Origin of the sequence: Lentzea fradiae (assembly GCF_900100955.1) — a bacterium.
Classification (GTDB): Bacteria; Actinomycetota; Actinomycetes; order Mycobacteriales; family Pseudonocardiaceae; genus Lentzea; species Lentzea fradiae.
The window spans coordinates 1-13,262 of the sequence record NZ_FNCC01000037.1 but is presented as its reverse complement, the minus strand read 5'-3'; the positions used below and the strand labels follow the sequence as shown (position 1 = coordinate 13,262).

Below are 13,262 nucleotides of genomic sequence, written 5' to 3'. Positions count from 1 at the left end.
CCACGCTCGAGGGCCTGAGCCCGGTCGAATACCGAGCCCAGGCCCTCGCGGCCTAACCTTCAGTTAGCCAGTCCAACTTTCGGGGCCCAGTTCACGACGGGCGGCCCTTCGCGGCGGTGAATTCGGCACACGGCCGTTGGGGTGAATTCCCGATTCGGCTCTGCGACGGCCACCTGCGCGTATGAGCGGAAGCTATGCGGAAACTGCCGGTGTGCAATTGATTCGCGGGGCCGGTTCCACTGAGATGTCTTGTCGCCATTCCAGCCTTCGTCCGGGGGCGGAAGACAGGACGTGAACTTGATCATCCGGCTGCTCGGACCGCTCGAGCTCACCGGCCCCAACGGAACGGTGCAGCTCAGCAGCGCGGGACAGCGGACCCTCATGGCCCGCCTCGCCGTCACCCCGGGGAAGACGGTGCCGAAGAGCGCGCTCGTGGACGCGCTGTGGTCCGACGACGTTCCGGCCACCGCCACGAAAACGCTGCACAGCCTTCTCGCGCGCTTGCGCGGACAGATCCGCGATGCAGGGCTCGGCGAACTGATCACGACTCGCGAACCCGGATATGTTTTCAACGCTTCCGCTGATCGCGTCGACGTCGCGCGGTTCGAGTCGCTCGTCGCGGCGGCGCGGCGGAGTGAAGATCCGCAGGAGTCCGCACGGATGCTGCGGGAGGCCCTCGCGTTGTGGACGGGCGACCCCCTCGTGGACTGCCGTCCCGGCACGTGGACCCGTCAGGAGTCAGCGCGGCTCAGCGAACTGCGGTTGAGCGCGACCGAGGACCTGATGGACGCCTCGCTGGCGCTCGGGGAGCACGCGGCCGTCGCGCCGCTGGTCGGCTCGCTGGTCGAGCGGCACCCGTTCCGCGAACGGCTGTGGGAACAGCTGATGATCGCGCTCTACCGGTGCGGCAGGCAGGCGGAGGCGCTCGCCGCGTTCCAGCGGGCCCGCGCCGTCCTGGTCGACGAGCTGGGCATCGAGCCCGGCACCCGGCTGCGCGACCTCGAACAGGCCGTGCTGACCGCCGACCCGCGTCTCGTCCTGGTCGAACGGCGGCCGGTCCCGGTGCGCGGCAACCTGCCCGCCGACCGGTCGAGCTTCGTGGACCGGCCGGAGTCCGCGCGGGTCGCCGACCTGATCGGGCAGCACCGGCTGGTCACGCTGACCGGGGTCGGCGGCGTCGGCAAGACGCGGCTCGCGCTGCACGTGGCGCGGGCCGAGCAGCCGCCGGACGGGGTGTGGCTGGTCGAGCTGGCGGCGTTGCGGGACAGGGCGCTGGTCCCGCACGCGGTCGCGGAGGCGCTGGCCGTCGTCGACCAGACCGGGCGCGGACAGCTGACGGTGCTCACCGAGTTCCTCGCCGACCGGGACGCGTTGCTGGTGCTGGACAACTGCGAGCACCTCGTGGACCACTGCGCGGTCTTGGTCGACGCGCTGCTGCGTGCCGCTCCACGGCTCCGTGTGATCGCCACGTCGCGACGTGCGCTGCGGGTCAGTGGTGAGCAAGTGCTGGCCGTGGCGCCGTTGTCCGTGCCGTATCCGGCGGCGACGTTGTTCGCTCAACGCGCCGATGCGGCCATTCCCGGTTCTTTCGTCATCACGGAGGCGAACGAGCAGGCCGTGGCGGACCTGTGCCGGCGGTTGGACGGCATCCCGCTGGCGATCGAGATGGCGGCGCTGCGCGTGCGGGTCCTGACCCCGGCGCAGCTGCTGGAACGCCTCGACGACAGGTTCAAGGTGCTGACCGACGGCGAGCGCACCGCGTTGCCACGGCACCGGACGTTGACCGCCGCGATGGACTGGAGCTTCGACCTCTGCTCACCGCGTGAGCAGCTGCTCTGGGCGCGTGTGTCGGTGTTCGCCGGGAGCTTCGACCTCACCGCGGCCGAGGCCGTGTGCTCCGACGACACGCTGACCGCGGACTTCATGTTCGACGCGGTCGACGGGCTGGTCGAGAAGTCCGTGCTGCAACGCGAGGAACAAGCCGGCATCGCGCGCTATCGGCTGTTGGAGACCATGCGTCAGTACGGGCAGACGCGATTACGTGCGAGCGATGAAGAGTCACGGCTGCGGATGCGCCATCGCGACTACTACGCGGGCGTGGCACTGCAAGGCGAACGGGCTTGGTTCACGCCACGGCAGGTCGCGACCGTCGAGGCCATGACCGTCGAACGCGGCAACCTGCGGGCGGCGCTGGAGTACTCGCTGACCACTCCCGGCGAGGCCGAAGCGGGTCTGCACCTGGCGGCGACGCTGTGGTTCTACTGGGTGGGCTGCGGGAGGTTCGCCGAGGGACGGCACTGGCTGAACTGGGCGTTGTCGCTGGAGACCGAACCGTCCCGGGCGCGCTGCAAGGCGTTGTGGGTCAACGCCTACGTGGCGACCGTCCAAGGCAACACCGCCGCGGTCCCGGCGTTGGTGCAGGAGTGCCGAGCCGAGGCATCGCTGCTGGGCGACGAGGACGCCGAGGCTTACGCGACGTACGTGCAGGGCGCGGCGGCGGTGTTCAGCGATGACCTGTCGTCGGGTGCGGAACTGCTCACCGAGGCCGACAGACGCCACACGGCGTTGGGGCATCTCGACAGCAACGTGATCATGGCGCGGGTCGGGCTCGCGATCACCGTGGCGTTCAGCGGCGATTTCGACCGTGCGACGGCCATCTGCACCGACGCACGTGCGTTGTGCGAAGAGAACGGCGAACTGTGGGCGCGCGCGTACGCGTTGTACGTCCTGGCGTTCGTCGCGATGGGGCGCGGTGACATCGACGAAGCCCGTGAGCTGGCGACTTCTTCGTTGCGCATCAAGGAGACCTTCGACGACCTGCTGGGCATCGCCGTGTCGGTGGAGCTGCTGGCGTTGATCTCGGCGGTCACGGGTGCCACCGCACATGCGGCGTTGCTGCTGGGTGGAGTGGACCGCGTGTGGCGGTCGGTCGGGTCACCGCTGTTCGGCTCGGCGACTTTCGCGGCGTCGCACGACCGGTGCGTGGCTCTGTGCCGGGAAGCGCTGGGCGACGAGTCCTACGACGAGCACTTCGCACGTGGTGCGGCGATGAACGCGGCGGCGGTGATCGCGGCTGCGCAGTCGTGACGCAGTCACCGCGCAGCCGGGCAGGCGGACCGTTGTCCGAATGAGGGCCAGCGTGCGGACACCAGACGCGGGAACCGTCGAGGAAGTGCTGAAGCTCGCCGCGCGGGCTCCGTCGTTCGGCATCGTGCCGACGTGGCGGTGGCGCAACGGCAACGAGTGCCTGGAACTCCTCTCGACACGCACGGACCCGACTGCGCTGCTCGCGTGTGGTGCCGTGCTTCACCACGTACGCGTCGCACTGTCGGCTATGGGCTGGAACTGCCACGTGCTGCGCTGCACGCCTCCCGGCGAACAAATCGCGTCGGTCCACCCGCGCTGGGAGCTGGACCCGTTCTCCTGCGAGGTGGCGCCCGCCGCCGCGATCTCGTTGCGCCGGGCCGATCCCCGCCCCTTCCTGCCCGACGAGGTGCCGGACTCGGCGCTGACGTGGCTCCTGCACGCGGCCCGCGCCGAGCACTGCGACCTGGAGCTGGTGGCCCGCCGCAACGGCGCGCTGCTGCGCCTGACCGGCGACGACCGCCTGCGGCTGGGCGAGGCGACGAGCGCCGTGCTGCTCGCGTCGACCGTCTGGGGCCTCGCGTCGGAACCGCTGCTGCACGGCGACGAGGTCCTCGTCCGCGTCGGCTGGCAGTCGGCCAATGCCGAACCGTTGCCTCCGACGGCTCGTTAGGTCTTCCCCTTACCGGGACGATGTGCGGGTGGACAGGGACCGCACGCTCGCGCACCTGAGCGACGACGACTGGCGCAGGCCCGACTCGTCGTCCACCCAGCTGTACCGCGACCTGAGCGCGCTGCGGGACCTGCCGGTCGGCCAGCTGACGCCGACGTCGCTGCACCTGCTGGTGACGCACCAGGTCGGCCTCGACGTGACCGCCCTGCTGGCGCTGGAGCACGTCGAACGGGACCCGCTGCGCGCGGTCGCCCTCTACCCCGGCGACCTGCTCGCCGCGTTGCTGAGGGTCGACCACTCCTTCTGGTCGGACCACCCCGGGCTGCTGGCGAGGATGTCCGCTCTGCTGGACCGCCTGCGCACGTTGCCGGAGGGCGACTGGCAACTCCTGGTGTCCGCCGCCGAGCAATTTCCGGGCTGAGCCGCGGAATGTCACGGGGCGTGGTCGTGGTGCCGGTGCCGAAGGCGTGATCGTGTCGAAAACTCTCGTTCTGCTTGACCCGATCGAATGAACCCGATAGGCAATCCGAGTGTTGGCGGCGATGAGCGGGCCGGGTCGGCTCGCAACGGGTGCACTCCTTGGTGCCGCTATCGCCGCGTTTTACGTGCTAGCACCACTTGTCGGGTCGTTCGCGGCAACTGATCCGGTGAAGCCGGACGACGGCAGGCGAGTGCGAGTCGAGCTCGTCGACACACCTTCGTTGCTACCAACGGAATCCGAGACGCCGTCACTGACCGTGTCGTCCACGTCGTCGTCCGCGCCGACTTCTTCTTCCACCACCACAACGACAACGACTTCGACGACCACGACCACAGTCGTGGTCACCACTACGACCACTCAGGAACCGCCACCGCCGGTCACCACCACGACGACGAGCCGGCAGCCAGCGCCGACCACGACGACCACGACCCGGCGGCCGTGCGGAATCATCTTCTGCTGACGCGCTTTCGGTAGACCGCGTCGAGCCTGGGCGTGTCGGTGAGGTTGTGTCTCAACAGGTTCGCCACATCGACCAGGTTTTTGTCTTTCCTCGAAAGGTCTTCCGACACGTGGTCGAGACACGCGTCGACCAGTTCGTCGAAGTCGGGCAGCTCGAGTTCCGGATACAACTCATCAAGCCGCGCGACGAATTCCGCCCGTGCGAACGCGACTTCCGCTGACGAGTACACGCCTTTGTCGCGACCGTGGTCCCACATCCAGAACGCCAGTTCCACGAACGCCTGCCGGTCGCGCACCACGTCGTGCGAGGCCGTGCGATGGGCAGTCAGCTTCGCGCAGAGCCGGAAGTCCTCGGGCGCTTTCGTCTCCGCCCATCCGGCTCGCCCGTTCTCCGACATCGCGGCAACCGCTTTCACCCGCTGCCACACCGCCTTCGGGTCACCCCGGAACGAACCGGCGAGGTCCTGCCCGAACGCCGTGAAGACCTTCTGCACCGCCGCCCCACACCCCGAGTCCGCCCCGACGTGCACGGTGGTCTGGGCCTCCGGCTGCCAGTACTGCCGGTCCCCGACCTCGACCAGCCCGACGTGCCGCCGCGCGAGCTCGTCCCGCAGCTCCTCGAACATCAGCAACCCGCTGAACTGCCCGTACGCCGCGGCCACGGCGTCGTCCAGCACGTCGTGCTCCAGGAGGTGGGCCTGAACGGCGAGGTGCTCCCCCACCCGGCCAAGACCGCGCCGCCGTTCTCGCCAGACGAGCTCGACCAGGCCGTACGAACGGCAGACGGTGCGTCCGTAGCGGTGCTCTTCACCGGGGCCGCCCATGATCTCGGTCGCGAGGTCCGGGCCCATGTTCGCGTCCAGGCCGAGGACGGTGCCGGTCTGCACGACGTCGGCGATGAAACGGGCCTCGGCTCCCACGGGCCGATCATGTCAGTTGACGGACGACACACCGCTGCTTCTTGCCCGTCACAGACCACGGACGAACAGTATTTTCCAAGTCGGAAGGAGGGTGCTGGTTGAAGACCATGAGCTACTCCGAGTCTCGTGCGAAGTACGCCGAGACGCTCGACTCCGTGGTGAACGACCGCGAAGAGGTCGTGATCACCCGCGCCGGGCACGAACCGGTGGTGATCGTGCCCCTTGCCGACTACCAGTCGCTCAAGGAAGCCGCTTACCTGCTGCGCAGTCCGGAAAACGCGCGTCGCCTGGTCACGTCCATCGAGCGACTGGAGTCCGGCGGAGGATCGCAGCACGAACTCGCCGAACGAAGCCACTACGGCAAGTAGCCCCGAGAGGGGTTGATCCACACCTCTCAAGCCGCCGACCGCGGCGCCAGGCGGACCACCAGCTCCAGGTCCAGGGCGTGCGCGAGCCGTTCCAGCACGGGGATCGTCGGCACGGTGCCGCCCGCCTCGAACCTGGCCACGGCGGGCTGCGTCATCCCGGCCGCCTCGGCGAGCCGCGTCTGGCTCCAGCCGTGCTCCTCGCGCGCCTGCCGGACCGAGCGGCCAAGCTCGAACGCGATCCGGGCGGCGTCGTAAGCGTCCTCCGCTCCCGGTTCGGTCATTCGCTGGTCACGGAGCTGCCGCCAGTCGGCCATCGTCACCACTCCTCGTCGTCCGCGGTGTGCAGCTGATCAATACACCGCGCCAGCGCACGGCGCGCGCGAGCAACCTCTTGTCCCTCGCGCATTCGCGTCTTGCGGAAGACCGTCAGCAGGACGATCCTGCGCCCGCTCGCGATCCAGTACGTGACCCGCACTGCGTTGCCGTCCAAGTAGAACCGCAACTCTCGCAACTTCCCGTGCAACTGCCGCGAGTAGGGCTCACCCAAGTGCACGCCTTCTCGCGCCAGCAGATCGACGTAGAACGCCGCAGTCGCAAACTGGACAGTGTTCAGTTCTTCGAGCCAGTCCCGGACTTCAGGCTCCAGCTCGATAATACCCCAGATCATACCATTGATGCTATATCTGCAGATCAGCTGTTCTCTTTCGAGGGACAACCTCAGCCGGAGCCACTGGTTGGCGACTGATGCCCCGGAGAGAGCCACTCGCTCCGTCCCCCGAAACCTGCCGTCCCCGGGGATCTGCGGGCACCGGCAACTTCGCGCCCCCGGCCACAAACCCAACAGCAACCACACAACAGCACCACGACCTGCGGTTTCTCGCTCCACGACAAGGCCGTCCGGCCGATATTCCTGGGCGAAGCGCCACAACCAGGTCACGACTTGAGAGGCCCGCACGAAGCGATACCGCGGCACGGGCACAATGTCCGAGTCTCATGTTCGCGCGGAAGGGGGTGCCAGGGGTGACCTGGCAAGACGAGCTGCAGAAGCTCGACAACGAACTCGCCTCTGGTCGGATCTCGGCTGACGACTACCGACGCCGCCGGGACGAGGTCCTCTCCGGGTCGGCCGGCGGTGGGCCTGCCCAGAATCCTCAGAGCGGGCCTTTTGCGCCGCCGTTCAAGTGGGAGGCGCAGCCTCCGGCGACGTCGGACCGCACTCAGGTCGTGAACGTCCAGGGGCAGCAACCGCCTCAGCAGCAGGTGCCGCCTCAGCAGAACCCGAGCGCCGACGCCACCCAGGTGGTGCCCGGTGGGCAGCGTGGTGGTGCCGACGCGGAGCGCACCCAGTTCGTCACGCCCGTTCCGCCGCAGCAGGGTGGGTGGGGTCCGCCGCCGCAGCAGGCCGCGCCGCCGCCGTGGCTCGGGGGTGACTTCGACCAGATCAACCAGCCGCCCAGCTGGAGCCACGGGCCGGAGGTCTTCGACGAGTCCGGTGGCGGGGGCAAGGGCAAGATCTTCGCGATCATCGGTGTGGTGCTGGTGCTCGCGCTGGTCGGTGGCGGTGTCTGGTGGTTCACGTCGGGCAGCAAGGCAGGCGGTGACAACAACGCCACCAGCGCTCCGCCCACGACGCCGCCGCCGACCACGTCGACGAGCGCCGGGCCGAAGTTGCCGCTCGCCGGGTTGCCGGGCAAGGTCGACCCCGCGAACACCGGGCCGCTGTCGGTGGAGCGGGCCGCGAAGGAGAAGACCCAGTTCAGCCCGGACGAGGGTGCGCTGCTGACCGCGTGCGGTGCCGAGGACGGCGTGTCCCAGGTGCTGTTCGCGGACGACTGGTTCACCCAGGTCCACACCTTCGACTGCAAGGACGGCGCGTCCGCGGCGACCGCGGCCGAGGCGATGGCGGAGCTGCAGAAGACCTACGGCTTCATCGCCGGCACCGGTCCGAAGCAGCTGCCGGCGATGATCTCGGAGAGGGCGATCGACGTTCCGGACGCGCCGTTCGACTCGCGCGTCTACTACGTCTCGGGCAAGACCCTCGTCCGGGTCGAGGTCCGCGCCAGGACGAAGGAAGCCATGGACTCCGGTTCCGAGAAGGTCGTCAACCACCTCGACAAGAACTACCCCTCGAAGTGACCGGTGCCGGCGTGCCACCGCCACGCGGTGGCGAGGATCTCGGGAAGACCGAGCCTGGCACGCCAGCCCAGCACCTCGAAGGCACGGGCCGGATCCGCCCACACCACGGGCGGGTCCCCCGGCCGCCGGTCGCCGAAGGTCACCGGCAGCGGACGGCCCGCGACCTCCTCCAGTCCCTTCACGACCTGCAGCACCGAGTAGCCGGTGCCGGTCCCCAGGTTCAGCGCGGCCGAAGATCCACCGGCCCGCAGGTGTTCCAGCGCCAGGACGTGCGCCTCGGCCAGGTCCACCACGTGCGTGTAGTCCCGGACGGCCGTGCCGTCCTCCGTCGGGTAGTCGCTGCCGAACAGCGTCACCGGTGGACGCGCTCCCAGCGCGGCTTTCGCCAGCAGTGGCACCAAGTTGTGCGTCGGGCCCCAGTCCTCGCCGATGCTGCCGTCGAGCGACGCTCCGGCAGCGTTGAAGTAGCGCAACGACATCCAGCGCAGACCGTGCGCGGTGCCGTACGCCTCGATCATCCGCTCGCCCACGAGCTTGCTGTGCCCGTACGGGCTGATGGGCCGCAACGGGCTGTCCTCGGTGATCGGCAACGTCTCCGCGGCGCCGTAGACCGAACAGGACGACGAGAAGACCAGATCGCGGACGCCCGTGGACACCAGGGCGTTCAGCACGGACAGCGTGCCGGTCGCGTTGTTGTGGAAGTACAGTCCGGGGTCCTTCATGGACTCACCGGGGTTCTTCAGCCCCGCCAGGTGGATGCAGGCGGTCACACCGTGGTCGCGGATGACCTGTTCGAGCTTCGCCGTGTCGGTGACGTCGATAGGGTGTACCGGGGTGCCGGACGGTACGGCCGCGGGCGAGCCCGTGCGCATGTTGTCCACCACGACCACGCCACGCCCGGTTTCGGCCAGCGCGTGCACGACGTGCGAGCCGACGTAGCCCGCACCGCCGGTAACCAGGATCGTCACCGCTTGTCCTCCGTTCGACGGCGACAGGCTATGCCAGACCCACGAGGGGATTGATGTCGACCATGACTCGCCAGGTCGTGTACGTAGTCCCGGACGTCAGCGAGCCGTCCGGCGGCGTGCGCGCCATGTACCGGCACGCGGAGCTCGCCGCCCGCACCGGTTTCGACGCCAAGGTGTGGCACCTCGCCGAGGGGTTCGACGCCGGGTGGTTCTCCTCGCCCGCGCCGGTGATCAGCGGTGAGACCTGCGAGCTCGGCCCGGACGACGTGCTGGTCGTCCCCGAGGTGATGGTGCTCGACGGCTTCGACCCCGCTCCGGGTGTGCGCAAGGTCGTCTTCAACCAGAACCACTACTACACGTTCGACAACTTCAGCGGCACCGATTACCCGGCGTGGAAGCCCGCGCCGCACGTGTGGGCCGGTTCGAGGACGAGCGTGGACGTGCTGGGCGCGATGCACCCCAAGCTCAAGGTGCACCTGGTGCCGTACGTGATCGACACCGAGCTCTACCGGTTCTCCGAGGAGCGCAAGCGCAAGGTCGTGCTGCTGCCGCGCAAGCGCCCGCGCGAGGCCGCCGTGCTGTGCGCGCTCTTCAAGAACGACAAGCGTTTCGCGAACGTCGAGGTCGTGTCGCTGGACGGCGTCAGCGAGCAGAAGGTCGCCGACGAGCTGGCGGACGCGTCGGTGTTCATCGCGCTCGGCCGGGACGAGGGCTTCGGCCTTCCCGTCGCGGAGGCGCTGGCCGCCGGCTGTGTCGTGATCGGCTACCCGGCGGGTGGTGGCGCCGAGCTGTTCGAGGCGCCCGGCACGCACGCGGTCGACGACGCCGACGTCCTCACGATCGTCGAGAAGACGGCCGCGGTGCTCGCGGAGGAGCCGTCCGTCGAGGAACGCCGCACCTACCGCGCGTGGGTGCAGGAGCGCTACACCGAGGACTCGCTGGTCGAGCACCTGAAGGCGGCGATCACGGCCTCCGGCAGGTCGCGCTCCAAGGGCGGCACGGCACGGCACCCGCTCAGCCAGGTCGTCTCGCAGGCCGACCCGGTCGCGGACCAGCTGGAGCGCAGCCTCAAGTTCGCCGAGGAGCAGCAGGCCGCCCGCGAACGCGCCGAGTCGGTCGCGACCGGTCTCGAGGAAGCGCTGGGCAAGGCGCTGGCCGAGCTGGAGGAGGCCCGCCGCCGCGAGTACGTGGTGGCGCAGGAGCTGCACGACCTCAAGAACGAGTACCGGGAGCTGGCCAAGGCCGCCGAGCGCCTCACCGCGCTCGACGAGGCGACGACGCTGCTCGCCGAGTACGCGCGCGACAACGACCGCCTGAACCGCAGGCTGGACGAGGAGATCCGTCAGCACCTGCACTGGCGCACCACGTTGCAGGACCGCATCGACGACCTGGAGCGCTCCACGTCGTGGCGCGTCACGGCGCCGCTGCGCAAGGCGACCGGAGCGCTCAAGGGCGGCAAGAATGCCTGACCAGCGCCCCGACCTGCGGCTGCGCGTCGTGCAGTCGCGCTTCCAGAACGCGTTCTTCCACGAGCTGGCCGAGGCGATCGTGGACGAGGCGACCCGGCTCGGCGTGCCGGCCGACGTCGTCACGTCCGTCGTGGACACCGAGCCCGACGACGTCTTCGTCCTGCTGCCCACGCACGAGTACGCGGTGCTGGAGGGCGGCCAGTTCCTGGAGGACCCGCGCATCGCCAAGCGCTGCATCGGCATCACCGCCGAGCAGCCGTCGTCGTCGCACTTCGACGCGAACGTCTACTACGGACACAAGCTCGGCGCGGTCTTCGACTTCAGCACCCTGTCCGTGAAGCGCTACCAGGACCAGGGGATCGCGGCGGAGCACCTGCAGTTCGGCTGGACGCCGACGTGGGACAGGTTCGTCCCGGACGCGACCGGGCACGACCTCGACGTGCTGTTCATGGGGTGCGCGACGCCCCGTCGTGAGCACGCTCTCTCGAAGATCGGCCGGCAGCTGTGGTCCCGCCGCAGCCGCCTGATCCTGTCCGACAACGCAGCTCCGAACACGACCGACCACGCCGCGTTCGTCACGGGCGAGCGCAAGCGGGAGCTGCTGGCGGGCACCAAGGTCCTCGTCAACGTCCACCAGGCCGACGAGCCGTACTTCGAGTGGCTGCGCGCCGCCGAGGCCGCGCACTGCGGCGCGGTGATGCTGTCCGAGACGTCGCTGCACACCGAGCCGTTCCGGCACGACGAGCACCTGGTGTTCTCCGCGCTGTCCTCGATGCCGCACGCGCTGGCCGCGTTGCTGGAGGACCCGGACCGGCTGAACAGGTTGCGCCGCAACGCCTACGCGCTGATCAAGGAGAACCCGTTCTCCGCCGGCGTCGAGAAGCTCGTGTCGGTGGCGCACGACCTGCGCAAGACGCACGAGGGCCACCGGCTGAAGCTCGGCCCGAGCCGCACGCAGCCGTTCCGGCAGAAGGTCACGCCGTCCTGGGAGCGCGAGCCGGAGAGCATCGACGCGGTGCGCCAGGCGATCCGCGAGATCCGGCTGGACATCATCGACCTGCGCAGGCGCGTGTCGACGGACCCGACCATCGACCCGACGCCGGTCGTCGACTACCGCACCCCCGCGTGGCACCGCCGCACGCCGCGGGTCTCGGTGATCATGGCGCTGTACAACCACGAGCCGTACGTCGTGGAGGCGCTGGAGTCGGCCGCGTCCGGCACGTACGGCGACCTGGAGATCATCGTCGTCGACGACTGCTCCACCGACGGTTCGAACGAGACGGTGCGCCGCTGGATGGACCGCAGCCCGCACGTCCCGATGACGCTGGTCCGGCACCCGGTCAACCGCGGCCTGCCTCGCTCGCGCAACGAGGCGTTCAAGCACGCCCGCGGCGAGCTGGTGTTCGTGCTCGACTCGGACAACGCGATCGTCCCCACCGGACTGGAGCGGCTGGTCGAGGCCATCGACGCGGACCCGGAGGCGTCGTTCGCCTACGGCGTGCTCCAGCGCTTCGACTCGACCGGACCGGTCGGGCTGATGGGCGTGTGGCCGTGGGAGCCGTGGCGGCTGCGCTACGGCAACTACATCGACGCCATGGCGTTGATCAAGGCCAGCGCGCTGAAGAAGCTGGAGGGCTACACGCTCGACCGCCGCCTGCACGGGTGGGAGGACTACGAGCTGTGGTGCCGGGTGGCCGAGAGCGGTGGGCACGCGGCGCACGTGCAGACGATCGTCGGCCGCTACCGGCAGTCGGCGACCTCGATGCTCAGCCTCACGAACATCTCTCAGGACGCGGGCTTCGACGCGGTCCGCGAGAGCTGCCCCCGGTTGATGTCGGGTGCGCTCGAACTGCAGGTGGACGTGCTCGGCGACTGGCTGTCGAACATCCGCGCGGAACGCGAGTCACGTGACGTGTGGCTCAGCAACTGGGAGGCGCAGAACGCCTAGGCATCGGTGTTTCGTAGCCTGGGTACCACTCGAACGTGTCAGAAGTCCTGGGGGAGGGGTTGGTTCACACCATGCGAGCAGTGGTCACCGGCGGTGCGGGGTTCATCGGGTCGCACCTGGTGGACGCGGTGCTCGACCACGGTTGGTCGGTCGTGGTCGTGGACGACTTCTCCTCCGGGCTCACGGAGAACGTCACGAGGTACGCGGACGAGCCGCGCTTCGAGTTCATCGAGGCGGACATCTGCGGCGACTGGACCGTGGACGGCCCGGTCGACCTCGTGCTGAACTTCGCCTCCCCCGCGTCGCCGCCGCGGTTCCTGGAGCGTCCGCTGGAGACGCTGGAGGTCGGCTCGACCGGCATGAAGAAGGTCGCCGAGCTGGCCATCGCGAACGGCGCGCGGCTCATCCAGGCGTCGACCAGCGAGGTCTACGGCGAGCCGCAGGTGCACCCGCAGCCCGAGGAGTACTGGGGCAACGTCAACCCGATCGGCCCGCGCAGCGTCTACGACGAGTCCAAGCGGTACGCGGAGGCCCTGCTCGGCGCCTACCACCGCATGGGCCTGCTCGACGTGGGCATCGTCCGCATCTTCAACACCTACGGCCCGCGGCTGCACGCGACCGACGGCCGGGTGGTCTCGAACTTCGTGCACCAGGCGCTCAGCGGCAAGCCGTTGACCGTCTACGGCACGGGCAAGCAGACCCGCAGCTTCTGCTACGTCGGCGACCTGGTCCGCGGCATCCTCGCGCTGGCGAGTC

13 protein-coding genes are annotated in these 13,262 nt (G+C 69.2%); 8 read left to right on the top strand and 5 right to left on the bottom strand.

Annotation, left to right across the window (positions count from 1 at the left end; genetic code table 11):
• Positions 1–291: 291 nt before the first annotated feature.
• From BLT23_RS39635 to BLT23_RS39625, 3 genes are read left to right on the top strand one after another with little or no spacing between them, the layout of a single operon-like run.
• Complete coding sequence (locus BLT23_RS39635; protein ID WP_176947165.1) at positions 292–3,087, top strand: AfsR/SARP family transcriptional regulator; 2,796 nt, start codon at positions 292–294, stop codon at positions 3,085–3,087.
• Positions 3,088–3,139: 52 nt separating this feature from the next.
• Positions 3,140–3,757: a nitroreductase family protein gene (locus BLT23_RS39630; RefSeq protein WP_143036226.1), complete on the top strand. Its 618-nt coding sequence runs from the start codon at positions 3,140–3,142 to the stop codon at positions 3,755–3,757.
• A gap of 28 nt (positions 3,758–3,785) precedes the next feature.
• On the top strand, positions 3,786–4,178 hold the full coding sequence (locus BLT23_RS39625) for a contact-dependent growth inhibition system immunity protein (protein WP_090060557.1): 393 nt from the start codon (positions 3,786–3,788) through the stop codon (positions 4,176–4,178).
• A 180-nt stretch (positions 4,179–4,358) separates the two neighbouring features.
• Here the strand turns inward: BLT23_RS39625 and BLT23_RS39620 are convergent, their stop codons facing one another.
• Together BLT23_RS39620 and BLT23_RS39615 are read right to left on the bottom strand one after the other, a co-directional pair.
• Positions 4,359–4,583, bottom strand: a complete 225-nt coding sequence (locus BLT23_RS39620) for a hypothetical protein (RefSeq protein WP_143036225.1) — start codon at positions 4,581–4,583, stop codon at positions 4,359–4,361.
• Positions 4,584–4,684: 101 nt separating this feature from the next.
• Complete coding sequence (locus BLT23_RS39615) at positions 4,685–5,617, bottom strand: hypothetical protein (protein WP_090060553.1); 933 nt, start codon at positions 5,615–5,617, stop codon at positions 4,685–4,687.
• Between the two features lie 107 nt (positions 5,618–5,724).
• Here BLT23_RS39615 and BLT23_RS39610 point away from each other — a divergent pair, with 107 nt between their 5' ends.
• On the top strand, positions 5,725–5,985 hold the full coding sequence (locus BLT23_RS39610; protein WP_245744602.1) for a type II toxin-antitoxin system Phd/YefM family antitoxin: 261 nt from the start codon (positions 5,725–5,727) through the stop codon (positions 5,983–5,985).
• Positions 5,986–6,011: 26 nt separating this feature from the next.
• On the opposite strand, the gene BLT23_RS39605 is transcribed toward BLT23_RS39610, so the two are convergent.
• Together BLT23_RS39605 and BLT23_RS39600 are read right to left on the bottom strand one after the other, a co-directional pair.
• The gene (locus tag BLT23_RS39605) at positions 6,012–6,299 is read right to left on the bottom strand and encodes a helix-turn-helix domain-containing protein (protein WP_218134017.1); all 288 of its coding nucleotides are present in this window, start codon (positions 6,297–6,299) and stop codon (positions 6,012–6,014) included.
• A gap of 2 nt (positions 6,300–6,301) precedes the next feature.
• Complete coding sequence (locus BLT23_RS39600; RefSeq protein ID WP_090060549.1) at positions 6,302–6,652, bottom strand: type II toxin-antitoxin system RelE/ParE family toxin; 351 nt, start codon at positions 6,650–6,652, stop codon at positions 6,302–6,304.
• 353 nt (positions 6,653–7,005) lie between these two features.
• Here BLT23_RS39600 and BLT23_RS39595 point away from each other — a divergent pair, with 353 nt between their 5' ends.
• Complete coding sequence (locus BLT23_RS39595) at positions 7,006–8,121, top strand: flagellar basal body-associated FliL family protein (protein ID WP_090060547.1); 1,116 nt, start codon at positions 7,006–7,008, stop codon at positions 8,119–8,121.
• On the opposite strand, the gene galE is transcribed toward BLT23_RS39595, so the two are convergent.
• Entirely contained in the window at positions 8,106–9,089 is a 984-nt protein-coding gene (gene galE / locus BLT23_RS39590) for a UDP-glucose 4-epimerase GalE (RefSeq protein ID WP_090060545.1), read from the bottom strand. The genes BLT23_RS39595 and galE overlap by 16 nt on opposite strands.
• Before the next feature lie 53 nt (positions 9,090–9,142).
• Here galE and BLT23_RS39585 point away from each other — a divergent pair, with 53 nt between their 5' ends.
• The 3 genes from BLT23_RS39585 to BLT23_RS39575 all read left to right on the top strand — a co-directional run.
• The gene (locus BLT23_RS39585) at positions 9,143–10,558 is read left to right on the top strand and encodes a glycosyltransferase (protein ID WP_090060543.1); all 1,416 of its coding nucleotides are present in this window, start codon (positions 9,143–9,145) and stop codon (positions 10,556–10,558) included.
• Complete coding sequence (locus tag BLT23_RS39580; RefSeq protein ID WP_090060542.1) at positions 10,551–12,506, top strand: glycosyltransferase; 1,956 nt, start codon at positions 10,551–10,553, stop codon at positions 12,504–12,506. Before BLT23_RS39585 ends, BLT23_RS39580 begins: the two co-directional genes overlap by 8 nt.
• A gap of 71 nt (positions 12,507–12,577) precedes the next feature.
• The coding region (locus BLT23_RS39575) for an NAD-dependent epimerase/dehydratase family protein (protein WP_143036224.1) at positions 12,578–13,262 on the top strand (685 nt) is incomplete at its 3' end.